The organism is Ruegeria sp. AL7, from assembly GCF_056536105.1.
The window spans coordinates 252256-276702 of record NZ_JBQFJF010000001.1 but is presented as its reverse complement, the minus strand read 5'-3'; the positions used below and the strand labels follow the sequence as shown (position 1 = coordinate 276702).

Annotated in this window: 19 protein-coding genes; 5 read left to right on the top strand and 14 right to left on the bottom strand. The window is 59.9% G+C overall.

Going from position 1 to position 24447, the window contains the following annotated elements; translation table 11 throughout:
- Positions 1–2: 2 nt before the first annotated feature.
- The 3 genes from ACR3E2_RS01415 to ACR3E2_RS01405 are packed head-to-tail and all read right to left on the bottom strand — an operon-like array spanning position 3 to position 4653.
- On the bottom strand, positions 3–1616 hold the full coding sequence (locus ACR3E2_RS01415; RefSeq protein ID WP_480481863.1) for a S8 family serine peptidase: 1614 nt from the start codon (positions 1614–1616) through the stop codon (positions 3–5).
- 21 nt (positions 1617–1637) lie between these two features.
- On the bottom strand, positions 1638–2801 hold the full coding sequence (locus tag ACR3E2_RS01410) for a phosphatase PAP2 family protein (protein WP_480481865.1): 1164 nt from the start codon (positions 2799–2801) through the stop codon (positions 1638–1640).
- A gap of 28 nt (positions 2802–2829) precedes the next feature.
- Entirely contained in the window at positions 2830–4653 is a 1824-nt protein-coding gene (locus ACR3E2_RS01405) for an adenylate/guanylate cyclase domain-containing protein (RefSeq protein ID WP_480481867.1), read from the bottom strand.
- Positions 4654–5492: 839 nt separating this feature from the next.
- Between ACR3E2_RS01405 and ACR3E2_RS01400 the strand changes: the two genes are divergently transcribed.
- On the top strand, positions 5493–6674 hold the full coding sequence (locus ACR3E2_RS01400) for a BaiN/RdsA family NAD(P)/FAD-dependent oxidoreductase (RefSeq protein ID WP_480481869.1): 1182 nt from the start codon (positions 5493–5495) through the stop codon (positions 6672–6674).
- A gap of 24 nt (positions 6675–6698) precedes the next feature.
- On the opposite strand, the gene ACR3E2_RS01395 is transcribed toward ACR3E2_RS01400, so the two are convergent.
- The 10 genes from ACR3E2_RS01395 to mraZ all read right to left on the bottom strand — a co-directional run bounded on the left by ACR3E2_RS01395 (position 6699) and on the right by mraZ (position 16764).
- Complete coding sequence (locus ACR3E2_RS01395; RefSeq protein WP_480475937.1) at positions 6699–7073, bottom strand: glycine zipper family protein; 375 nt, start codon at positions 7071–7073, stop codon at positions 6699–6701.
- A gap of 109 nt (positions 7074–7182) precedes the next feature.
- Positions 7183–8580 (bottom strand): UDP-N-acetylmuramoyl-L-alanine--D-glutamate ligase, encoded by a 1398-nt coding sequence (murD, locus tag ACR3E2_RS01390; RefSeq protein ID WP_480481871.1) that lies wholly within the window; start codon positions 8578–8580, stop codon positions 7183–7185.
- Complete coding sequence (locus ACR3E2_RS01385; RefSeq protein WP_480481873.1) at positions 8577–9122, bottom strand: AAA family ATPase; 546 nt, start codon at positions 9120–9122, stop codon at positions 8577–8579. The genes murD and ACR3E2_RS01385 overlap by 4 nt, the downstream gene beginning before the upstream one ends.
- On the bottom strand, positions 9119–10201 hold the full coding sequence (gene mraY / locus ACR3E2_RS01380) for a phospho-N-acetylmuramoyl-pentapeptide-transferase (protein ID WP_267363338.1): 1083 nt from the start codon (positions 10199–10201) through the stop codon (positions 9119–9121). The genes ACR3E2_RS01385 and mraY overlap by 4 nt, the downstream gene beginning before the upstream one ends.
- A 36-nt stretch (positions 10202–10237) precedes the next feature.
- On the bottom strand, positions 10238–11632 hold the full coding sequence (locus ACR3E2_RS01375; RefSeq protein WP_480481875.1) for a UDP-N-acetylmuramoyl-tripeptide--D-alanyl-D-alanine ligase: 1395 nt from the start codon (positions 11630–11632) through the stop codon (positions 10238–10240).
- On the bottom strand, positions 11629–13128 hold the full coding sequence (locus ACR3E2_RS01370) for a UDP-N-acetylmuramoyl-L-alanyl-D-glutamate--2,6-diaminopimelate ligase (protein ID WP_480481877.1): 1500 nt from the start codon (positions 13126–13128) through the stop codon (positions 11629–11631). Before ACR3E2_RS01370 ends, ACR3E2_RS01375 begins: the two co-directional genes overlap by 4 nt.
- 22 nt (positions 13129–13150) lie before the next feature.
- A complete protein-coding gene (locus ACR3E2_RS01365; RefSeq protein WP_480481879.1) occupies positions 13151–14938 on the bottom strand; it encodes a peptidoglycan D,D-transpeptidase FtsI family protein in 1788 nt (595 codons plus the stop codon).
- Positions 14935–15303, bottom strand: a complete 369-nt coding sequence (gene ftsL / locus ACR3E2_RS01360) for a cell division protein FtsL (RefSeq protein ID WP_209504535.1) — start codon at positions 15301–15303, stop codon at positions 14935–14937. The genes ACR3E2_RS01365 and ftsL overlap by 4 nt, the downstream gene beginning before the upstream one ends.
- Complete coding sequence (gene rsmH / locus ACR3E2_RS01355) at positions 15300–16292, bottom strand: 16S rRNA (cytosine(1402)-N(4))-methyltransferase RsmH (RefSeq protein WP_480482337.1); 993 nt, start codon at positions 16290–16292, stop codon at positions 15300–15302. The genes ftsL and rsmH overlap by 4 nt, the downstream gene beginning before the upstream one ends.
- Positions 16293–16296: 4 nt before the next feature.
- Positions 16297–16764, bottom strand: a complete 468-nt coding sequence (gene mraZ, locus ACR3E2_RS01350) for a division/cell wall cluster transcriptional repressor MraZ (RefSeq protein ID WP_480475923.1) — start codon at positions 16762–16764, stop codon at positions 16297–16299.
- A 924-nt stretch (positions 16765–17688) separates the two neighbouring features.
- On the opposite strand from mraZ, the gene ACR3E2_RS01345 reads away from it, so the two are divergent.
- Entirely contained in the window at positions 17689–17913 is a 225-nt protein-coding gene (locus tag ACR3E2_RS01345; RefSeq protein ID WP_480481881.1) for a DUF1127 domain-containing protein, read from the top strand.
- Between the two features lie 441 nt (positions 17914–18354).
- Positions 18355–18573 carry a DUF1330 domain-containing protein gene (locus ACR3E2_RS01340; RefSeq protein WP_480481883.1) on the top strand — a complete coding sequence of 73 codons (219 nt, stop codon included), beginning with the start codon at positions 18355–18357 and terminating at the stop codon, positions 18571–18573.
- A gap of 4 nt (positions 18574–18577) precedes the next feature.
- Here the strand turns inward: ACR3E2_RS01340 and ACR3E2_RS01335 are convergent, their stop codons facing one another.
- Positions 18578–21202: an ATP-dependent helicase gene (locus ACR3E2_RS01335; RefSeq protein WP_480481885.1), complete on the bottom strand. Its 2625-nt coding sequence runs from the start codon at positions 21200–21202 to the stop codon at positions 18578–18580.
- Between the two features lie 180 nt (positions 21203–21382).
- Here ACR3E2_RS01335 and ACR3E2_RS01330 point away from each other — a divergent pair, with 180 nt between their 5' ends.
- Positions 21383–23158 carry a sensor domain-containing diguanylate cyclase gene (locus ACR3E2_RS01330; RefSeq protein ID WP_480481887.1) on the top strand — a complete coding sequence of 592 codons (1776 nt, stop codon included), beginning with the start codon at positions 21383–21385 and terminating at the stop codon, positions 23156–23158.
- 39 nt (positions 23159–23197) lie between these two features.
- Entirely contained in the window at positions 23198–24325 is a 1128-nt protein-coding gene (locus tag ACR3E2_RS01325) for an alpha-hydroxy acid oxidase (RefSeq protein ID WP_480481889.1), read from the top strand.
- Positions 24326–24447: the final 122 nt, after the last annotated feature.

Genomic DNA, 24447 nt, shown 5'->3' with positions numbered 1-24447 from the left:
TGTCAGACTTTGGTCAGCAGCAGCGGCACATCCAGCAGCCCCGCCACACCGAACAGTTCGGCCCTGAGGGGAGGCGTGTAACCGTTGATCGCATCAGCTTGCAGGGTTCCTGCGGCCGAGGACCAATACCAGTGGGCATTATTGAAACGCGTTGCAGATGTTTCGAGGTTCTTGAAGATGGCTTTGATCTGCACCCCATTGAGAACATTGGGCGACTTTCGTTGCATCATCGCGATTGCCCCGGCAACAAGGGCCGAAGCCCCCGAAGTGCCGCCGAATTCGGTATACAGACCAGCAGGATCGTCCACGGCCTTTTTTCGGGTTTCGACAGCCGCGGCAAGGCTGCCTTCGACATAACCCCGGGGGCCCGGCACGTCCAACGTCACCAACCGTTGAGGTGCGAAATCGACAATCGGGATCGCGTCACCACTGCCATCGCGTTTGAGGTGATGTTTGGGAAGAGCGGCCCGATCCTCCAGATGGAAGTCAGTCGCCGAGGCCGCGTCACGGTCCAGACGTATTTGATAGCGGTTGTATATCTCACCGTCATCTGAGGGGGCGGACACGGTCAGATCAGCAGAATAGTTCGAATACCCGGACCGGTAGCCATTATAGTTGACGGCCCCCACGGAAATGATCCCGTTGGCTGGATCACCGGACAGGCTGGCGGGGTAAATCAATTCACTTCGACCGTCATTGCCAGCCGCGCAGACCACCGGAATTTTCGTGCTGACCCATTCGACGACCTTGTGGAGCGTCGACCACGCCACTGAAATATCGCGCGCGTCACCGTCGGGTTCATCGCGCATCGTCTCGTGCAGGCGCGTCTTTTCGTGCCTGTCCAGACCCGGATAGAACGGTTCGGTAACAGTGGCAGGACGGTCATCATACCCGGGCCAATGGTCCGGGTTCGCTATGTCGCGCGGAAACAGGATGACATGAACATCCTTTTCATGAGCATAAAGAAACGCCGCAATCAACTCTTCCGGGCTGGGTGAGATCGACGTCGTGATCGGAATAATCCTGCTTTTGGGATCAACCCCGTAATACGCCGCGATATTGCCGGTATTGCCGAATTGGTCCGCCGCAAAGCTGGTTCCGCAAGCCAGCCCGGCACAGCTGGTGCCGTGCCCGGCATAGCGATCATCATAAGCATCGATGTAACGCTTAACACCAAACCCCGATCTCAGCCCGGCAATCACCCGCTGTTCCTGCGACGTCAGGCCCGGAATGCCCAAGGGGTTCTGAATGCCCGACAGATGTTGCACATGTTCTTCGATATGTTCTGCCCCTGCCCCAACGGCCGACCGGTCGATGTATTTGACACCGAACGGGTGGCTGGCCAGATCAAGGGCTTCGTCCCGAATGACCCTGTCCGCCGGAACCGGTCCGGTGTCCGGCGCTTTCAGGTTTGGGTGATGCGGGGCCACGCCCATGTCGATCAGGGCGATCTTCGCCTCGGCCAGAGCAGGGCCTGTGAAATCCCAGATCGCGCTGTCGATTTCCGGGCAGGTCTCTCCGTCAGCGGGCGGGGGCGCCTTGACGGTCAAGGCTTTGATCGCGACCAGATGCCAGAGATAGTAATATCGTGCGTAGTCTTCGTTTCCTGCGGTCATTTCGTCACCTCGCGTTGATCCTTAACCCAGCCATTCGTCTTGTGCTTCGTCCATCAGTTCGTCCAGAACCTCGGTCAGGTAAGCCACGGTTTTTCTGGCCAGACTTCGCCCGGCGGCTGTGTCGCTTGGGTAGTGCAGACCAGCCCATTCGCGGTTTTCAGCAATCCGCTGGGCGCGGTGGAACAAAGCGACAGTGCCCGGATGTTCAGGGATCAGCCGCGAGAACAGTTCGGCAATCGCGAAGGATTGGTAGGAGTGGTTCGAGGGGTAAGCCGCATGAAAAGGCACCGGGATAAAGGGCCGGATCAGCGGCTGGATGATATTGGGTCTGGGTCGGCTGAAACGGTTCTTGTAGGTCAGGCCGATTTCATTCGTCAGTTCCAGCAGGATCGTCATCAGTGCACGTGTCGCATCAAAGCCGCCCTGCTCGTCAATGCCCAGCGGGCTGAGATAGTCATCAATACCAAAGCCAGCCTGCGCCACGATTTCCTCGCGCCGTGTCGCCTGATTTGACCACTTGAGCCGACCTTGCAGGATCAGCAAGTATTCGGTTTCCTTCATGCTTTCGTCAGGGCCCGGTGGCGGCAGAAGGTCGATGTTTTCCCAGACCTTGCCCAGCAGACCGGATGCGGGCAGCATTCCGATCCGGCACAGATCGCGCATCTCGCGCCAGCCGAAGGAGGCATCACTACCGCCAAAGTCAAAATCGCTGCGGTTCCGGTTGCGATTGCGATTTCTGTTTCGGTTGCGGTTTCTGTTGCGATTGCGGTTTCTGTTGCGATTCCTGTTTCGATTCAAAGCAAACGCCGAAGATGCGCTCATCGCGATTGAGGCCGCGCCGAGGGCAGAGCGTTTCCCGATCTCACCGTCTATCGAATCCATTACGCCTGCGTCAGCCTTGAGCGGATCGATAAACCGCTCGTCCTGCATGAAATCGCTGAGTTTGCGCAGCGTTTCATCGTCCAACACCTCTGGGTCCAGCGCGTTGATCGCTTTACTGTATTGCAGGTAACTCTCTCTCTGGGCATCGAAAATGAAATTGTTCAGCTCAGATTGGTTCGCCCCCAATGAGGTACCGAGACCACCGGTTCCGGCAAGGTTCATCAGTTTCACCACTTTGCACGAGATCAGCTCACCACGTCGGACCATCATTCCGAAACCGTTGAGCGTGGAAACGTAAGACATAAGTAAACCCCCTACTTTTACCCCTGCTTTAAGCGTGTTGCGGCAATCCGATCCTGGACAGGCCGCTTTCCATCAGTTGCGCGCTGAACCGTGTTGGCACCGGGAACCGGTCCTGCTGGATGCAGGCCAGCGACATGTCCGGTTCTAATTCGATCAACCGTTTCAAAGCGCTTTTACCAAGTTGCCGATCGCCTGCGTGCCCATAGGCCGCTGCTAGGTAACGCATGACCGCTTTGAATTGCGGCTGAACCTCCATCACGGATTCTCCGAACCTGATGGATTTCTCGAACTCGCCATTGACCAGCGCGGCGACGCATCCTGCCCCGTCAAACAGGTGCCGGTACGGGTTGTGCCGACCCAGAAGCCGGGCCTTCTGCGCGGCTTCCACCGCCAGCGCGGGGCGATCTGTGTAGCAATAAAGCATGGCGGCTGAATCCCAGCTCATCGCCCGATAAGGGCTGAGCTCGAGCGCGCGGTCGACCAGATCCTGCGCCACCGAAAACTCTCGGAACACGTAGGAATGCACGTGGGCGACAAGGCCCAGAACAGTGCCGTTATCCGGGTCAGCCTCGACCGCGCGGCGGGCCAGATCGCGTGCTTGCGCTTCCAGTGTGGCATCCCAGGTACCGTACCGTTCACCGACCTTGAAGGTCGTGACATAAGCCAGCCACGCTAGGTAGGCTGGTTTGGGATCAAGCTCGTAGGCAGCCAGAATGTCCGCCTCCAACTCATCGACTCCCGGCCCTGTCATGGTCAGCAGATGATGCACGGCTGCAAGAGCCGTCTTCGCCGCGTGATGGGAGGCCGGATCGCGCATGTGACGCCCGTTCAGCAAAGCCGTCAGCAAAGCGTCGGTGGCATAGCTGATGAACGATGTCAGTCCCGAGCAGTTTTGCCCCAGAAAGTCACCCTGATCCGCCACCACATTCTGGCTCCAGATCACTTTTCTGTCTTCCGACCTCATTGCGGTGGCGGACACTTGCAACATGCTGCCACAGGTCGAAGCGCGACACTGAAGGAAAAGATCAGGCCCAGCCGACAGTGGTTCCTTTGGAAGCGCGACCTGCGGCACCCGGTAATCCTGAACCTCGAGCGCTTCGGTTTCGGTAAGGGATTTGGACAGCTGTTCCGCAACGATGTTGGACACGAATGTCGCGGTTTCGGAACTGCCACCGACATCCGGAGACAACAGACCTATCACGAAATTCGGGCGCGGTATGGAGAACGACATCTGCTCGGACCGGAAGGCCGTTGGTTTGGTGGGAACGGGAACCGGCTGTGCTTTTCCATCCTTCTCATAGGGGACGTCGATGGTTGCGCGGGCCACTTTGAACAGCTCGAGCGTGGCACCGATATTCTTGAGATTGGGCCGCCCGATCGAGTTGAACAGGAAATCCTGTCGTCCGCGCAGCGCATTGCGCACAACGCTTGAGACCAGAACCTCGCCGGATGAGCCGACGCTTTCGATCCGGGCTGCCGTATTCACGGCGTCACCGATGATCTGCTGGTCAACCTCGAACGTGTCGCCCAGATGTATCCCAATTCGATACCCCTTGGCGTACCGGTCGGGGGCATGGGTCAGGACATCCTGCACCCCCAGCGCAGTTTCGACGGCGGCACGCGCACTTGGAAAGACGGCGCATAGCCCGTCACCGGTCAGGCCGGTCACCCGGCCCCGAAAGCTGTTAACCAGATCGCTGACGCAGTTCAGATCGCGGCGGATTCTGGCCAGCGTTTCAAGCTCGGCCTCGCGGACGGCGGCAGAGTAATCACATGCATCAAGGAACAGGATCGCCCTGAGCCGCGCCTTGGGAAGGTCGCTTGGATTGTTCAAATTCAGAGTAATACCCATGATCGTGTCTCGGAACTCTTTAACTTGTTGAAATGTGCCACCCCGAAAACAGGCGGGCTGGCACGCATCAGAGGCGTGTTGCGATTGCAAATGCAGCCGACGGGTGTGAATGGCGCTGCATTGCGCGGGACGGGCCACGGGCCTGAATGGAAATCACGAGGCATTAATCGGCCCGCTGATGAGATTTGGTTTCTAAAATGCGTTAAGTTCAAAATAATAAGGGTTATTGTATTGTTTTAGTGAACTTCCGTCGACATATTTTTATTTTTGAACATATTTTTCGGTGTAATTTGGCCAATTTACCCGGCACCTGTGGCGCTTGGTGCTTGGCGGGCAAGACGGGCTGATGCGGCAAGACTTCCCGTTAGGAGTGCGCGAGGGCTGATCCCGGTCAAGCACTTGGTATTGAACCGGCCCGATACTCTTGAACCAAGCGGATGGCCCGACACAGTTGCGGCTAACTGACACCGGAAATCGATTCTCCAAAAAGTATCCGAACGTTGTAATGCCTTCACCGTTTCTGCCAGACATGCCTGCCACCACCCTGTTCGGTGGCCCCACTTGTGGTGGGATCAGGTGCCTTGCACAACCTGAACGGTGCCGCATTTTGACCGGACCCGGGCATGGCTTTCTGCGATCTGCACCCTTCCAGCCCCGCCCCGCGACGCGCGCGCAAAATCTCGACAACCAGCCCAAACCGGCCCCCGTGCAAGGGTGTCACCGCCCGCAGGCCCCGATTTTCCGGGAATCATTCACCTGACAACTAAATCTTTTGCCTCAGGCACGATGCGCCGGGTTTCACCCTTGTCATCGCCGAAAATCCACGCCAAGGGCGGTGCATGAGGTTCGATACGATCATATTGGGTGCCGGAGCAGCAGGCATGATGTGCGCGGCCCGTTGCGGTGGGCGGGTGCTGGTGATCGACCACGCCAAGGCGCCGGGCGAGAAAATCCGCATCTCGGGCGGAGGGCGGTGCAATTTTACCAACATGTATGCGGGGCCGGGCAACTTCCTGTCGCAAAACCCGCATTTCTGCAAATCCGCGCTGGCCCGGTTTACGCAGTGGGATTTTGTCGACCTGGTGAACCGGCACGGCATCAAATGGCATGAGAAAACGCTGGGGCAGTTGTTCTGCGGCGGCTCCTCGAAGCAGATCATCCAGATGTTGCTGGACGAGATGAGCCGCGCCGGCGCCGAGCTTTGGGTGCAGACCGCGCTGCGTGATCTGCGCAAGGATGGCACCGGATTCGCGCTGGAGGTCGAGCGTGAGGGGCAGCGCCTGCATCTGACCTGCGCCAATCTGGTACTGGCCACGGGGGGCAAATCCATCCCCAAGATGGGCGCGACCGGGCTGGCCTATGACATTGCCCGGCAGTTTGGCCTGCGGGTGACCGACACCCGCGCGGCGCTGGTGCCGTTCACCTTTTCGGATGGCCGGTTCAAGGACCTGTCCGGTGTTTCCCTGCCCGTGCGGCTGTCGAATGACCGCACAAGTTTTGACGAAGCGCTGCTGTTCACGCATCGCGGCCTCAGCGGGCCGTCCGTTTTACAGCTGTCCTCCTATTGGCGCGAAGGCGAGGAGATCGGCGTGAACCTGATCCCCGAACTGCCCCTGTTCGATCTGCTGCGCGCGCAACGGCAAAATGCAGGGCGCAAGGCGCTGACAACGGAACTGGCGCGGCATCTGCCGTCCCGGCTGGTCGAGTATTTAAGCCAAATCATCCCGATGTCCGGCAATCTGGCCGATCAGTCGGACGCGAAACTGTCTGATCTGGTCGCGGCCCTGTCTGACTGGCGGCTGGGACCATCGGGAACCGAAGGGTATCGCACCGCCGAGGTGACGTTGGGCGGAATAGATACCGATGATCTGTCATCGAAAACGATGGAGGCCAAGGATGTCCCTGGCCTCTATGCGATTGGTGAAGCGGTGGATGTCACCGGGTGGCTTGGCGGCTACAACTTTCAATGGGCATGGTCATCGGGCCATGCCGCAGGTGTCGCCATTGCCGCCAAGAATTAACCTACACTTCCGTTTTGCGCGGCATTAGCCGACGACGTTATACCCGCGACCGCGCATGCAGTTGCGCACGATCACTTCCTGGTTCTGGGTGTTGCTGATCGCGCTGGCACCCACACCGACCAGAGCACCAGCGGCCGCCGCACGGCCCAGATCGCTGGCGCTGTTGTCGATAATCGCTGTGGTCGCCGCCGCACCAGCCGCGCCGATGGCGGCAGCGCCCGCGGTGTTGCTGTCCAGCGTCGGGCGAGACCGGGCCAGCGCCTGACAATTGGCCAGATCGGACTGGTAGTTCGGACCCACAGGCCCGTCGATGATAGGAACATAATTCGCCCCGCTATTGGCACAGGCCCCGGCCAGCGCAACGACGGGAAGGATGGAGAGAATTTTGCGTGCAGACATTTCCGCTTCCTCTTTATTGAACTTAAGGTGACGCAACCTCAATTCCAACAAAGTGTCAATCTGACTGAAAAATGTCCACATCTACCGGCAGGCTGTTGCAGGTGCGGTGTTAGCCCAGCCGTTTTTGCACCTGCGCTGTGAAATCGTCGCCACGCTGTTCGAAATTGTCATATTGATCGAAACTTGCTGCTGCCGGGGCCAGCAGAACGGTCTCGCCCGCCTGTGCATCCGCCATGGCCTGCGCCACTGCCGCCTCCATCGTGGTACAAACCTGTGCGTCGGACGTCAGTTGCATCGCAAAGCCCGCCGCCTCACGACCGATAACATAGGCTTTGATCACCTGATCCGCTGCTGCGTTCAGGGCTGCGACACCGCCTTCCTTTTCAAGGCCGCCACAGATCCATCGGATCTTTTTGAACGCCATAAGCGCTTTCAGGGCGCTGTCGACATTGGTCGCCTTGGAGTCGTTGACATAGGTAACCCCGTCGGCCTCGGCGATGATCTGGCTGCGGTGGGGCAGGCCCGGGAACGAGTGCAGCGCGTCTTCGATCACGCGTGGCGCAAGGCCCAGCGACCGGCAGGCCGCATAAGCCGCGCAGGCGTTCTGGTGGTTATGGGCACCGGGAAGGCCCTTGATCGCGCGCAGGTCGATGGACCCGGCCTGCCGCCCCTTGCGGTATTCCGACAAAAACCCCTTGCGCGCAAAGACCTGCCATCCCGGCCCCGTCAGCTTTCGCGTTACCGAGATACGGATCACCCGATCATCCGCCGGCCCTTCGGCCAGCTGGCCAGCCAGAAAGGCGCCTTCGGTTTCATCGATGCCAACGATCGCGCGGTCCGGGCCGCCTTCGGCAAACAACCTTCGTTTGGCCGCGAAGTATCCGCCCATGCCACCGTGGCGATCCAGGTGATCTGGCGAAAGGTTGGTGAACACCGCCACATCCGGGGTCAGCGCACGGGCCAGTTCCGTCTGATAGCTGGAAAGTTCCAGCACCACGACCGAGCCATCGCCACCCGGATCGATATCCAGAACACCGCGCCCGATATTTCCGGCCAGCTGCGCCTCGCGCCCGGCCTCGGTCAGGATGTGATGGATCAGAGCAGCAGTGGTTGATTTCCCGTTCGAGCCGGTGACCGCGATGACCCGTGGCGGAGTGTCATAGTTGCTCCATTCCGGCCCCGCAAAAGAGCGGAAGAACAGGCCGATATCATTGTCGACCGGCACGCCTGCATCCAAAGCTGCGGCAACCACGGGGTTGGGTTCGGGATAAAGATGCGGAATGCCCGGTGAAACGATGAGCGTGGCAATCGTGTCAAACGCCCCCTGTTTGCGCAGGTCGGCACAGGAGAACCCTTCGCCCTCGGCGTTGGCGCGGGCTGTGGGGTTGTCATCCCAGCAGACCGGTTCCGCCCCGCCTGCGCGCAAGGCGCGTGCGGTTGCAAGACCGGACCGGCCCAATCCCAGAACCGCAACTTTCTGCCCTGAAAAGCCTTTGACCGGGATCATTTCATGTGTCCTTTGCCTAGCTGCGCTTCAAGCCAGTCTGCCCGCTCGACCACGGGCCGTTTCGGGACAAGGACTGTCTGGAAACCAAGTTTCGGTAAGCGGTCGCACAAAGCTTCATATTCCGCAAGAGCGTCAGACAGATCATGCTGTCGCTCGCTGTCCTGAACATAGATTTCAGGCCATGGTGGAAACAGGAACACCCGGCAATCATAGTCAAGCCGCAGAATCTTATCACGCAGTGCATTTTCAAGATTTGTGCCCGTGCGCTCGAACCAGATCAGAGCATCCAGCGCCGACCTGTCAAACAGAACCAGACCAGCTGGAGCATGGGCCATGTCGTCAAAAGCCGTGCCGATCACCTTTCTGCAAAACGCCTCGGGGTCATTCCACGGTAACGCGTTCCCACCGCTATCCTGCTCGGCCCTGACCACACGTCGACCAGGTTCAGGAACCGTTGCGTAGCCACGTTTCGCCATTTCCTGCAGCAGGGTTGACTTACCTCCGCTGGAACATCCTGACAAAACAATTCGGCGGTTGGTCACCGCACCTTCAGCGTTGCAAGACCGATCATCGCCAGGATCAGCGAGATGATCCAGAAGCGGATGACGATGGTCGGCTCGGCCCAGCCTTTTTTCTCATAATGGTGATGGATCGGGGCCATCAGGAAGACCCGTTTGCCGGTGCGTTTGAAGTAGAGGACCTGAATGATCACGCTCAGCGCCTCGACCACGAACAGCCCGCCGACGACGGCCAGAACCAGCTCGTGCTTGGTGGCAACGGCAATGGCGCCCAGCGCGCCGCCCAGCGCCAGCGATCCGGTGTCGCCCATGAAGACCGCCGCCGGGGGGGCGTTGTACCAAAGGAACCCCAGACCCGCACCAAAGAGCGCTGAGGTAAAGATAAAGATCTCACCGGTGCCCGGCACGTAATGCACGTCGAGATATTCGGTAAAGTCGACGCGGCCCACCGCATAGGCAATCACGCCCAGCGTCGAGGCGGCGATCATCGCTGGCATGATGGCCAGCCCGTCCAGACCGTCGGTCAGGTTTACTGCGTTGGCGGCCCCTACGATCACGACAATCGCAAACGGAATATAGAAGATGCCCAGATTGACCAGCGTGTCCTTGAACACCGGCACGGCCAGCTGGTTCTGCAACGCTTCGGGGTGGTGCAACGTCGCCCAAAGCGAAGCCAGCACGGCAATAATCACGCCCAATGCGAGGCGCATCCGCCCCGGTACGCCCTTGGTGTTCTGTTTCGACACCTTGGCATAGTCATCCGCGAATCCGATGGCCGCATAAGACAGGGTCACGAAAAGCACCATCCAGACATAAGGGTTATCCAGACGCGCCCAGACAAGGGTCGAGGTCACAAGAGCCCCGACAATCAGCAAACCGCCCATTGTTGGCGTGCCTGCCTTGGAAAAATGCCCCTCGGGGCCATCATTGCGGATCGGCTGGCCCTTGCCCTGCTTTCTGCGCAGTACGTTGATCAGCGGTTTTCCGAAGATGAACCCAAAGATCAGTGCCGTCATGAAGGCACCGCCTGCGCGGAAGGTGATATACCGGAAGAGGTTCCAGAAATCCCCGCCATCCGACAGGGCGGTCAACCAGTACAGCATGACAATACCTTTCTCACACGAGGCGCATGGGCGTGATCACCCATCAAGCGCGCCCCCTTGCCCCATTTTGCGCAGACCGTCAACAATCGAGGCCAATCCCATGCTGAGAGAGCCCTTGGCCAGCACAGTATCGCCGTCCCTGACCAGCGAAGGCAACCGGTCGGCCATCTCGGTGCTGGTTTCAGACCAGAGGCCGCGTTTCGCCGGAGGCAGCGCGTGGTGCAGTGCCCGCATCAACGGGCCGATACAATGCACCTGATCGACATGCGCCATCGCATTGGCATCGGCCATGGCGGCGTGCATCGCCTCTTCCTGCGTGCCGAGCTCTTTCATGTCGCCCAGAAAGGCGATGCGGCGTTTGCCTTGTGAGGCGGCGAGCACGTCCAGCGCGGCCTCCATCGAGGTCGGGTTGGCGTTATAGCTGTCATCCAGCAGTTCGATCTGCCCGCCGCCGGGCAGAAGAATGCTTTCCCGTACACCGCGCCCCTTGACCGGGGACCATGCGCGCAGGCCCGCAATGGCCTGATCCAGATCGACACCCAGTTCCACGCAGGCAGCCAAGGCCCCCAGCGCGTTCATGGCGAAATGCGTACCGGCAGAGTTCACCGCAAAGCGGAATACCTGATCACCAACGGCAGCTTCGGCAATCACGGTGTTCGCCCCCTGCTGAACGTCGGTCAGCCGGTAATCCGTTGCGCCTTGGCCGAAATCCACGATCCCGACCCCCTGCCCAAGTGCCGTTTGGCGCAGGATGTCCGCGTGCTCGATATCTGCGTTGACGATTGCCGCGCCACCGGGTTCGAGCCCTTCAAAGATCGCAGCTTTTTCATGGGCGATGCCAGCCACATTCTCGAAGGCTTCCAGATGCACCGCCGCCACGGTTGTAACCAGCGCCACATGCGGGCGGGCCTGCCGGGCCAGCGGGGCAATCTCGCCCGGATGATTCATGCCAATCTCGATCACCGCGAATTCAGTGTCGCGCGGCATCCGTGCAAGGGTCAGCGGAACGCCCCAGTGGTTGTTGTAACTGGCCACGCTGGCATGGGTTTTGCCTTGCGCTTCAAGGATCACGGCCAGCATTTCCTTGGTCGACGTCTTGCCGACACTGCCGGTCACCCCTACCACACGTGCATTCGTTCTGGCGCGTGCTGCCTGCCCCAAAGCCTCGAGCGCCGCCTGCACATCATCAACGATCAGCAGTGGTGCGTCTGGCGATACGTTGTCGGGAATATGCGAGACCAAAGCCGCGCCCGCGCCTTTCTCAAGCGCTTGGGCAACGAACTCATGCCCGTCCCGCGCCGCTTTCAGCGCAACAAACAGATCACCGGGTTGAAGGGTGCGCGTGTCGATGGAGACACCATCAGCGGTCCAGTCGGTCGTGACCCGTCCACCCGTTGCCTGAGCGGCCTCGGATGCTGTCCAGAGCGTCATGCGACCCTCCCGTCCAGCGCGGCGACGGAAATGCTGGCCTGTTCGGCATCATCGAAGGGCAGCACCTGATCGCCAACGACCTGCCCGGTTTCGTGGCCCTTGCCCGCAATCAGCAGTGCGTCGCCGGGTTGCAGGGCATCGATGCCGCGCAGAATGGCTTCGGCGCGGTCGCCGACCTCGGTCACGCTGACGTCGCCCGCTGCCTCGAGCGCACCTGCCATGACAGCGGCGCGTATGGCGGCGGGGTCTTCGCTGCGTGGGTTGTCGTCGGTGACGAAAACCATATCTGCGTGGTTGGCAGCTGCCTTTCCCATCAGCGGGCGTTTCGTGGCATCGCGGTCGCCGCCCGCGCCGACAATGGCGATCAAACGACCCATCACATGCGGACGCAGCGCCTTGAGAGCGGTGGCCACGGCGTCGGGGGTGTGCGCGTAATCCACAAAAACCGTCGCGCCGTTTTCGCGGGTTGCGGCCAGCTGCATACGCCCGCGCACGGTGGTCAGATGCGGCAGCGTTTCAAAAACCCGTTCGGGGCTGTCGCCCGCGGCAATCACCAGCCCGCAGGCCAGCAGGATGTTTTCGGCCTGGAACCCTCCGATCAGGTTCAGGCGTGTCTGGAAGGTCCGGCCCTGCCACGCAAATCGCAGATCCTGCCCGGTGGCATCGAACCGCTGGTTGATCAGGCACAGATCGGCGTCGCCCAACCCGACGGTCAGCACCGATTGACCGCGCGCCTGGGCGATCCGGCGGACCCGAGACCCCTTGGGATCGCTCAGATTGATGACCGCGGTGCCATCCTGCGGCAGAACCCGGTCGAACAACCCAGCCTTGGCTGCGAAATACGCTTCAAAAGTCTCGTGGTAATCCAGATGGTCCTGCGTGAAGTTCGAAAACCCGGCAGCGGTCAGGTGCACGCCATCCAGGCGGCGCTGTTCAAGGCCGTGGGACGAGGCCTCCATCGCGGCGTGGGTCACACCGTTTTCGGCGGCTTCCGCCAGACAGCGATGCAGGGTGATTGGCTCGGGCGTGGTATGGGCCAGCGGTGCGGTCCATGCCCCTTCGACACCGGTTGTCCCAAGGTTGACGGCGGCATGGCCCAGTTCGGTCCAGATCTGGCGCACAAAGGTGGCAACCGAGGTTTTTCCATTGGTTCCGGTGACCGCAACAATGGTCTGCGGCATCGCACCGAACCATAGGGCGGCGGCCCCGGCCAGTGCCTGACGCGGGTCTTCGACAACCACCAGCGCCGCATCCGACGCTGCAAGATCAGCTGCTGCGATTTTCGCCCCTTCGGCATCGGTCAGGATGGCGGCGGCCCCCATGCGCAGGGCGTATTGAATGAACGTGCCGCCATGAACCCGCGTGCCTGGAAGGGCTGCAAACAGGAAACCGTCTTTCACCTCGCGGCTGTCAACGGCCAGACCGGTGATCTCGGGGTTAACCCCGCCTCGCGCGGTCAGGGCCAGTTGGCTGAGTTTCTTTGTCCTTGTGCCCATGACCCACCTCTTGCCGGACAGCCTAGTTTGAGGTCAGCGTTATAGCAGCGCCCGCCTCAGGCTCAAGCCGGGGACGCAAGCCCAGCAGAGGTGCCACGCGACCAATAAGTTCGGCAGCTACTGGCACCGCGGTCCAGCCTGCGGTGCGGCGTTTTTCGCCGTAAGCCACGATTGAAGGTTCATCCAGCGTGACGATCAGAACATATTTCGGATCGTAGGCCGGGAAGAGCGTTGCGAAAGTGGCGATGACCTTGTCTTCGTAATACCCGCCGCGTGGCTTGGGCTTGTCTGCCGTGCCGGTCTTGCCAGCCACGTCATACCCTTTCACCTCGCCAAAGCTGGCGGTGCCATCCGTCACCACTTTGCGCAGCATCTTCTGCGCCTGACGCGCGGTTCCCTGCGACATCACGCGCGGGCCGTATTGCGGGCCGTTCTGGCGCAAGATGGTCGGGCTGACATAGTGCCCACCGTTGGCAATCGCGGCATATCCCGCCGCCAGATGCATCGGGCTGGTTGACAGGCCATGGCCGTAGGAAATGGTTACGGTGCTCAGCTCGCCCCATTTCTTTGGCTTCAGCGGCACACCTCCCGTGGCCTCGACAATCTCAAACGGGGTCGGGTCGAACATGCCGAGCGCATTCAGAAAATCCTGCTGCCGCTGCGCGCCGATCTGCAACGCCAGACGCCCGGTGCCACGGTTGGAGCTGTGGACGATCACATCCGCCACGCTGATCTTGCCGTAATTCTTGCCGTTGAACTCTCCGATCGGGAAGCGCCCGATCTTCATCGGGCCGGATGTATCGATGATGGTGTTCGAGTTCACCAGCCCAAGGTCAACCGCCTGCGCGGCGGTGAAAATCTTGAAGACCGACCCCAGTTCGTACACGCCCTGCACATAGCGGTTGAACAGCGGGCTGTCCGAGGGATCAAACCCCGAGGTCGGCGGGCGCGGACGATCATTGGGATCGAATGAGGGCAGCGAGGCGGCGGATACAACCTCGCCCGTATGCGCATTCATCAGAACCGCCGATGCGCCCTTGGCGTTCATGATCTTCATACCGCCATAGAGCACCTGTTCGACCGCGGCCTGAATGGTCAGGTCCAGCGACAGTTGCAGCGGCTTGTTGCCATTGGCCGGGTCGCGCAGATAGTCGTCAAACTGCTTTTCCACCCCGGCCACACCGATCACCTCGGCGGCGCTGACGCCCTCGCGGCCAAAACCGGAGCCACCCAGGATATGCGCGGCCAACTTGCCATTGGGATAGAGGCGCATCTCGCGCGGGCCAAACAGGATGCCGGGATCACCAATGTCGTGCACGGCCTGTTTCTGTTCGGGCGAAATGCGTTTCTTGATCCACAGAAACTTGCGCTTGCCAGTGAAATCCTTGACCAGACGCTCTTTATCCAGATCGGGGAAGATCGCGACCAGCTGATCCGCTGCCGCAATCGGGTCGATCATCAGGGGCGGCTGCGCGTAGACGGAATAGGTATCAAGGTTGGTGGCCAGAATGCGCCCTTCGCGGTCGACGATATTGGCGCGTTGCATGGCAATCGCGGCCCCCGGCGCATTGGCCAGTGGTTCCTGCACCTCGGACGTTGCCAACATGCCCATGCGGACACCGACAACTGAGAAAGCGCAAAAGAAGAACAACCCCAGCACCAGCAGACGCCCTTCGGCGCGGGCGCGGGCACGGTCTTTCATGTCTTCGTGGCGCTTGCGGATGTTTTCACGCTCGATCGCCTTTGGGTTTTCGCCCCGGGCGCGGGCGTCAAGGATACGGGCCAGTGGGCGAAGGGGCGTGCGCGTCATGGGATCTGCACCTCGCCCAAGGCCTGAATGTCGGTGATGGCCTGCAATTCAATCGGGTCAACGATGGGCAGGTCAGGATCCTCGGCAAAGGCAATCTGGTCGGCGCGCCCGAACTGTTCGGCCCGCAGAGGCAGCAGACCAAGACGTTCAAAATTCAGGTCTGCCAGTTCTCGCAGCCGGTCGGGGCGGTTCAAATAGGCCCATTCGGCGTTCAGGACCGCCAGCCGCACCTGCGCCATGCCGATCTCGCGTTGCAGGGATTGCGTTTCCTTCACCACCTGTTGGGTGCGATAATTCTCCTGATAGGCCCAAAGCGCCAATCCGAACACGGACAGGGCAGTCAACACATACAAAACACTCTTCATCTTGCCCTTCCCCCCAGTTGAGGCGTTCCAATGGCGCGGGCCTCAATTTCCCCCGCCGGAGCATCGGTACGGATCGCAACACGCAGCTTGGCCGAGCGCGCGCGCGGGTTTTCCTGCAATTCCCGTTCGTCGGGCCCCACCGCCTTGCGGGTCTTCAGCGTAAATTGCGGCTGGTCCTGTTCCATCTCGGGCGCATAGCGGTTCGCACGCCCTGTCTTGCCCGCGCGCGACTGAAAGAACCGTTTGACCATCCGGTCCTCGATGGAATGGAAGGTGACAACGGCCAGCTGCCCACCAGGTTTCAGCGCACGTTCGGCAGCCATAAGGCCCTGAAACAGCTCTTCATATTCGGCATTCACCGCGATCCGCAGGCCCTGGAAACTGCGCGTTGCGGGATGCGATTGCCCCGGTTTCGGACGCGGCAGGCAGGATTCGACAATCTCGGCCAGTCGCAGGGTTGTTGTGATCGGCGCCTTGGTTCGTGCCCTGACAATCGCCTTGGCAATCCGGCGGCTGGCGCGTTCTTCGCCATAGTGGAACAGGATATCGGCCAGTTGCGCCTCGGTCGCGGTGTTTACCAGATCGGCGGCGCTTTCGCCTTGCTGGCTCATCCGCATATCCAGCGGACCGTCCTTCATGAAGGAAAACCCGCGCTCGGCCTGATCCAGCTGCATCGAGGACACGCCAAGATCCAGTACAACGCCGTCCAGGTCCTGCGCATATTCGTCCATGCGCGAAAATACGCCGGGCTGCATCACCAGCCGGTCGCCGTAATCCTGCGCCCAATCTGCCGCCATTTCAAAGACCAGCGGATCTCGGTCTACACCGATGACCTTGTCCGCCCCGGCCTCCAACAGCCCGCGCGTGTAGCCGCCCGCGCCAAACGTGCCGTCCAGCCAGATGCCCGTGACCGGCGCAACCGCAGCCAGCAAGGGGCGCAGCAGAACGGGAATATGTGGTTTTTCTGATGAGGACGCAGCGCCGGCCATGCCGTTACGCATCCCCGGTGCCATCTAGGAACTGCATCGGATCAAAATCGTCCGGCAGATCATCCATCCATTCTTCGGTCTTGGCCAGTTCCTCGACCTCGTAGGTCTCGGGTTTCCAGATCTGAAAGGTGTCGCCTGCGGCAATAAAGAACGCCTCGCCTTCCAGACCGATCTTGCTGCGCAGCTTGGCGGGTAGCACAAGACGCCCGGTTTCGTCCACGTTGGTCGGGAAAGACTGACCATGGAACATGCGCTGCAACATCCGCCGCTGCATCGAGCCACGCGGCAGGGCATCGATCTTGGCATCAACCTCGTCAATCGCCTGCATGGTATAACATTCAAGGAACTTGCGGCGGTGGTCACCATAGACAATCACCAGTTCAGGGTTGTCACCGGGCTGCCAGTTGGGATCGGACGATTCAAGCACACGGCGAAACGAGGCCGGGATCGACACCCTGCCCTTCGTATCCACCTTGTGGTGGCTCTCACCTCTAAACCTGCGCGCCAAGACGACTGTCCCTTTCGCTTGCGCCCCACCTTGAATTCACGGTCCCCCCGGATGAAAAACGGCGGGTTGATCTGCTGCCACTGATCAACCCGCCGCATTGACCCGCTAAGCGGGATGTCCAGCTGCGCGCGCCACCTGGGGGGATGTCTGCTCGCCCGCGCGCCGGATCTCTTGGTTGATGAAAGCGAGATGCCTGTATGAAACCTGAATATTTTTGGTCGGGGTCGTTTGGTGCCCCTGCTGCCTCGTCCTCATCGGATGTATTAGGGATGACATGGGAATTCATGGAAATCAATAGGAAATTTGCGCAGCGTGTCATGCGGAACACGGCCAGAGCGGAATATCATTGAAGGATTCGAGCCCCACGACACCAGTTTTAGCGTGCGATGAAAAACACGCCCCAATATATAGAAAATTCTGCGGCCGAATTTTTTCCCGCGATTTCCCAAGAATTTTGCCAGCTTTTCTTTTGGACTGGAAATATTGGCCCCAAATGCACAATCAGCCCTTCGAATCGTTCAGAATTTCGGGTCGTTTTCCAGCAATCTCCCCCACGCGACCACATCGCCCCATGATTTCCCACGCGCGATTCACCCAAGCCTTGTCAACATCGGAACGGACATGTTTTGCCCAATTTTCCGCAGAGTGCGCTCAATTCAAAGGCAGGCCATCGGGAAGGGCCAGATGCCGCCGACAAAGCTGACCTAGGGTCGACCCCATATTTTCAAGGCGCATCGCGGCAAGAAGAAAAAACTGAGCCAATCTATGCATTTGCTGCATAGCAGCATTGATGTCGTGACCTATTGTGCAATTGCAGCATTTGCCTATCTTCAATCTCAAGCAAGGGCCGGACGATACCGGCAAGACAAAAAGATACGGATGATGAGCATGGCAGTCGCAAGCACGCATACAGCAGTAAAGAACGCACCGGCGTTCGGTTTTGGCGCAGTTCTGGAAAACGCAAAGACCCGGTTCGTACGCTATCGTCTGTACCGCCAGACCGTCAATGAATTGTCCGCTCTGTCGAACCGCGAGCTGGCCGATCTTGGCCTGCACCGCTCGATGATCCGCCGCGTTGCCATGCAGGCGGCAAACGAACAAACCGCGCGATAAGCGCAACACGCATACTGAGATCAGGCCCTTCCTCCTCCCTTAGGGTCTGTAATCAGCGGCAACGTCTTCCTCCTCCCTGACGTTGCCGCACCTTATACCGGCCTCAACCCGCCGGACACGGATACATCGGGGCGTCCTCCTCCCTGCCTTGATGTTGAAAGCGCGCGGCGATGTCTTCCTCCTCCCTGACATCGCCGCGTCTTCCTCATACCGGGTTCAAACCCGGGCTCGCATACATCAGGGCTCTCCTCCTCCCTGCTCTGATGTTGACAAGACGGCGGTTCCCTCTCCTCCTCCCTGGGAACCGCCGTTTTTTGTTTTTCGGACACTGGTGTAGGATGGCGTCCTGACATCTGATGCGGAGGACGCCATGGCCGCCTATTTCATTGCGCAGATCAACATTCACGACCCGGACGGATATCAGGGCATCTGGCAGGTTTCATGCCGATCTTCGACCGCCACGGCGGTCGCCTGCTGACGGTCTCATCCAAACCGGTCGAACGGATTGAAGGCAATTGGCCCGAAGGCGGGATTGTGTTGATGGAGTTTCCGGATCTTGCAGCAGCGAAATCCTGGAAGGACGACCCGGATTACATCGAACTGGCGAAGATCCGAAAGGCCACCGCAACCACCAATCTGGTTCTGGTCGACGGGATATGACGCCTCAGAACGGGACGTCATCCTTGTTGGTCAGAAAACGCGAGACCACTTTCTTGATGCCCGCCTTGTCGAAATCGACCTCGACCTTGTCACCTTCTATCCCGATCACCGCGCCGTAGCCGAATTTCTGGTGAAACACCCGTTCGCCCAGCGTGAAACTGGCCAGTGCGGTGGCGTCGATCACCGTGTTGCGGCTTTCGCGGGGTTGCGACATGCCATATTGGCCCTGCCGCGCCTGCAACCGTCTCCAACCCGGCGAGTTATAGACGTTGGCTTCGGCCGCGCGGGTTTCTATGCCTGCCGTCTGATGCCCACCGCCATAAAGGCCCGGAGGTGTCAGCACCTCGACATGGTCCTCGGGCAACTCGTCAATGAACCGTGACGGCATCGAGTTCTGCCATTGCCCGAATACCCGCCGGTTGGCGGCGAAGGAAATCGTACAAACCTCTTCGGCGCGGGTGATACCGACATAGGCCAGACGGCGTTCTTCCTCGAGCCCCTTGAGGCCGGTTTCGTCCATCGACCGTTGCGAGGGGAACAGCCCGTCTTCCCACCCCGGCAGGAAGACGACGGGAAACTCCAGCCCCTTGGCCGCGTGCAGGGTCATGATCGAGACCTTGGCCCCGTCACCGTCCTGTTCATTATCCATGACCAGGCTGACATGTTCCAGAAACCCTTGCAGGTTTTCGAAATTGTCCAGTTGGTTGACCAGTTCCTTGAGGTTTTCCAGACGCCCCGGCGCTTCGGGGGTCTTGTCGTTCTGCCAATGGGCCGTGTAGCCGGATTCGTCGAGGATGATCTGCGCAAGTTCGATATGCGTATGCTCGGGTGCGCCGAACCGCATGGGCGAACCGTCATCGATCACCGAATCGTCGTCCACCTCGATCCGCGGCCCACGCGTCATCGCATTCCACCGGACCATCCCGTCGATCAATTCGCGCAGCGCTTTGCCGCCCTTGCCCTTGATCAGCCCGTTGTCGACTGCGATCCGCGCACCTTCGACCAGAGGCACACCATTCTCACGCGCCACAATCTGAATGGTCTGCTGCGCCTTGTCGCCCAATCCGCGTTTCGGCGTATTCACGATCCGCTCGAACGCCAGATCATCCTCGGGGCTGGTCACCAGCCGGAAATAGGCCATGGCATCGCGGATCTCCATCCGCTCGTAGAAACGCGGGCCGCCGATCACCTTGTAGGGCAGACCGATGGTCAGGAACCGGTCCTCGAACGCGCGCATCTGGTGCGAGGCGCGGACGAGGATGGCAATTTCGTTGAGATCAAACTTTTGGAAAGTAGCTTCCAACGAAAGCCCTTCTTGTTGCCTCATTGTCAATTCCCAAACGAGGTCTTGGTTACTTTCTTCCGCCCAAAAGCCATCTTCCGCAAAGAAGCTCTTATGCTCCTTCAACTGATCAAGAACTTGCTCTCTGCTATTAAGCTCTCGTAGTGCGCCCAATTCGTCGAGACGCTCCACTTCTCTCATCATTTGTTCTGATCGAGAGTTTTGCCTTCGTTTAGCAAAAGGTGAACTTCCGTTAGCAAGGTCCTCGATCTTCTCGCCAATCCAGCGAGCTTCCTCTTCACCGTCCCAATGACCGATCAGGCTGACCTTCTCTCCATTTTTTGCAGCCGTCCATAGCTCTTTACCTAAACGGCTTTCGTTCCCCCGAATGACGTTGGAAGCTGCCGCCAGAATATGCGGGGTCGAGCGGTAGTTCTGCTCCAGCCGCACCACATAGGCACCGGGAAAGTCCTTTTCGAACCGCAGGATGTTGCCGACCTCGGCCCCGCGCCAGCCATAGATTGATTGGTCGTCATCACCCACGCAGCAGATGTTCTTGTGCCCCCCGGCCAGCAGGCGCAGCCACAGGTACTGGGCGACGTTGGTGTCCTGATACTCGTCCACAAGGATGTAGCGGAACCAGCGCTGGTATTGTTCCAGAACATCCGGGTGGGTCTGGAAAATCGTGACCATGTGCAGCAGCAGGTCGCCAAAATCCACCGCATTCAGCTCGCGCAGGCGGGTCTGGTACTGGGCATAAAGTTCGATGCCCTTGTTGTTATAGGCCCCGGCATCCGCCGCTGGTACCTTGTCGGGCGTCAGCGCACGGTTTTTCCAATCATCGATGATCCCCGCCAGCATACGCGCGGGCCAGCGTTTGTCATCGATATTGGCGGCGCGAACCAATTGCTTGAGCAGGCGCAGCTGGTCGTCGCTGTCCAGAATGGTGAAGTTCGATTTCAGATCGACCAGTTCCGCGTGGCGGCGCAGCAGTTTGACGCAAATGGAATGGAAGGTGCCCAGCCATGGCATCCCCTCGGCGGGCTCGCCAAGCAGGCGGCCTACTCGTTCCTTCATCTCGCGCGCGGCCTTGTTGGTGAAGGTCACCGACAGTATCTCGTTCGGGCGCGCGCGCGCTGTGTTGAGTAGATGCGCAATCCGGGCCGTCAGCGCCTTGGTCTTGCCCGTCCCCGCCCCGGCCAGCATCAGAACCGGGCCGTCCAGGCGTTCGACCGCGTCACGTTGCGCCGGGTTCAGCTCATCCAGATAGGGCGAAGGGCGCACGGCCATAGCCCGCGCCGACAGGGATGCGCCTTCGAAGGCGTCCATTTCGTCAAAACTGCTCATGACCCCAAACTACGCCGGATGAACGCCGAGGGAAAGAGTTTGTTCACGGCTTGTTCGCAAGGATTTTTCACGTCTTTTTGCATTCAATTCTAAACAAAGATGCCGCTGCCCTGTGGGGCTGTTAACCCTCTGTCAAGCCCTGCCCCGGATGCTGGTTCCATTGCTGTGGGAGTGGAACAGATGGAAGCGAAGGAACTGACGGGCGGGTCGTCACGGCTGAAACTTGTGGGCGTTACCCTGATTCTGATCGCGCTGACAGCGGCAGCAGGATGGGGCATCTATGCGGCCCCTGCCCCGGTTGTGGACCGCATGTTGGAATCGGATTTGCGAAAAGACGCCATGCAGCTAAGCCGTCAGGTCGAAAGCCATCTGGACGATCTGGATGCAACGTTTCGGTACCATGAGCTGCACGAGCATGACGCGGAATTCCTGATGCTGCTGCCCGAAACCTCGGACATCTACCGGTTCAAGCTGTTTGATGCGTCCGGTCGGGTGTTCTGGTCGACCCGTGCCAGCGATGTGGGGGCGGTGAATACAAAACCGTACTTCCAGTCGGTCGTCGCCGCCGGAAGCATTTATTACAATCACGCGGAAAAACCCGCGGCAGAGGTTGACTCGATCGACAATGACCCAGCCGGACATGCGGGCCCAATCACCAAACATGTGGCCGAGGTTTATACACCGATCATCAGGGACGGCGTTTTCCTTGGCGCTATCGAATTTTATTCGGACATCACCAATCTCAGAACCCTGTTCATCACGCGCGTGCGCCTGTCGCTGGCGTTGCTGAGCAGTGTCGCATTGCTGGCACTGACCACGGTCATCCTGATTGTCCACCGCACCAACCGCCGTCAGATGCGTGATCTACACAAGCGCGCCGTGAAAGAACGCGAACTGATGGGAGAGCAGCTTCGCCTGGCGCGTGAGGTACGCCTGCTGGGCGAGTTGAACGAGTGGCTGCAATCAAGCCGCTCACTGGATGAGCTTTTCGACATGGTCGCGCGCTTTATGACCCATATCCTGCCCGAGGCCGAGGGGAGTGTGTACGTCTATTCCAACTCGCGCGATGTGCTGGACGGGTGTGCCAGTTGGAACGGGGGAACGCATAAATCTCATATCCATCCGGAAGGATGCTGGGGTTTGAGGCGCGGCCGGACTTATGAGTTCGGTGCTTCTGAGATCGATTTTGTCTGCGAACATGCCGAACCGCATGACAGGCGGCCCTATTTCTGTTTTCCCATTCTGGCCCACGGAGAAACCGTTGGTCTGTTGCATCTGCGCGCGGCTGAGGGGCGTGAGGCCTGTTTCCACAAAAGCCGCAAGCTGGCGCAGCTGTGCGCCGAACAGATCAGCATGGCAATCGCCAATGTCCGTATGCGCGATCAGCTGCATGACCAATCGGTGCGCGACCCGCTGACCGGGCTGTTCAACCGCCGCCACATGACCGAGACATTGCGCAAGGCCATCAGCCGCAGCCAGCAGACCGGCGCCGCGCTGAGCCTGATTGCCGTGGACGTCGATCACTTCAAGAAATTCAACGACACGCATGGTCATGACGCCGGAGACATGGTGTTGCGCGCGGTCGGCGCGGCGCTGGAACAGGGCTGCGACCGGGACGAGATCGCCTGCCGCGTCGGCGGCGAGGAATTCATGCTGATCCTGCCCGACAACAGCCCCGAAGATGCCATGACCCGGGCCGAGCAGTTACGCCAGTCGGTCGAGGCGGTCATTGTCCGCTATGGCGAAAAGGCCCTGCCCCGTATCACAATCTCGGTCGGGGTCGCGCATTACCCCGCCCACGGCACCATGCCGCAGGATCTGATGCGTGCCGCGGATGATGCGCTGTATGTAGCCAAGGACAAGGGGCGCAATCAGGTTCACGTCGCCGCCGGGGCGCTGGAGCAGGCCAGGCGCGTTCCCGCAACGGGTAAACGCCCATCGCCGGAAGCCGCTTGAAAACCTTGCCGAATCGCCCCGCAGGCCGGATCAATCCTTATGGACCTGCACAGCACCTATCCCGGTATTCCCGATCTGAAACGCCGCGCACGCCGTCGGCTGCCGCACTTCGTGTGGGAATATATCGACAGTGGCACCGGGATTGAAACGACGCGGCATCGCAATCGAAAGGCGCTGGATGATGTCCGTCTGAGCCCCTCGATCCTGCATGGGGACCTTGAATTCGATACGTCGGTGAAAATCTTGGGCGGCACCTGTCCTTTGCCCTTCGGTATTGCACCGATCGGGATGTCCGGCCTGGTTTGGCCCGATGCGGAGCGGTTGCTGGCACAGGCCGCCGCCAAGGCAGGCATTCCCTATTCGCTATCAACGGTGGCCAGTCAGAGCCCCGAAGACCTGGCCCCCTATCTGGGAGAGAACGCGTGGTTCCAGCTGTATCCGCCAAGGGACCCAGAAATTCGCATGGACATGCTGAACCGGGCGCGCGGGGCCGGATTTCGAACTCTGGTTCTGACCGCTGACGTCCCTGTCGCCTCGCGCAGGGAGCGGCAGACGCGCTCGGGCCTGCGGCAGCCGCCGAAACTGACACCGCGCCTGCTGGCACAGATCGCCCAAAGACCTGCATGGGCCCTGGGCATGCTGCGCAGCGGCGTTCCGCACATGCGCACACTGGACAAATATATCGATGACCCTGGCGATCTGCCGCCGACGGCCCATGTCGGATACCTGCTGCGGACTTCGCCGGATCTGGATTACGTCAAATGGCTGCGCGATCATTGGGATGGGTCGTTTGTCGTGAAAGGCATCCTGCGCCCCGAGGATGCGGACAGGCTGGAACAGGTGGGTGTGGACGCCCTGTGGGTGTCGAATCACGGGGGCCGACAGTTCGATGCAGCCCCGGCCAGCGTCGAGGTTCTTCCCGCAATCCGGAGCGCGACCCGCCTGCCGCTGATTTTCGACAGCGGTGTCGAAGGCGGGCTGGATATCCTGCGTGCGCTGTCGCTGGGCGCGGATTTTGTCATGCTGGGGCGTGCTTTTTTGTACGGTCTTGCGGCACTTGGCGCTAAAGGCCCTGCGCATGTGATCGATATCCTGAGGCAGGATCTGCACGCGAATATGGGTCAGATGGGACTGGCCGATCTATGTCAGTTTGAGACGAAACGCTAAATTATTGATGCTGCAACGCGGCATCCCTATAAGTGTGCCGAGGCCAAAGGGCGTTTGCGAGCGATAACATGCCGGTTCTACCCAGAAGAACGGATGTACCTGTGCGTATTCTCCGCCCAATA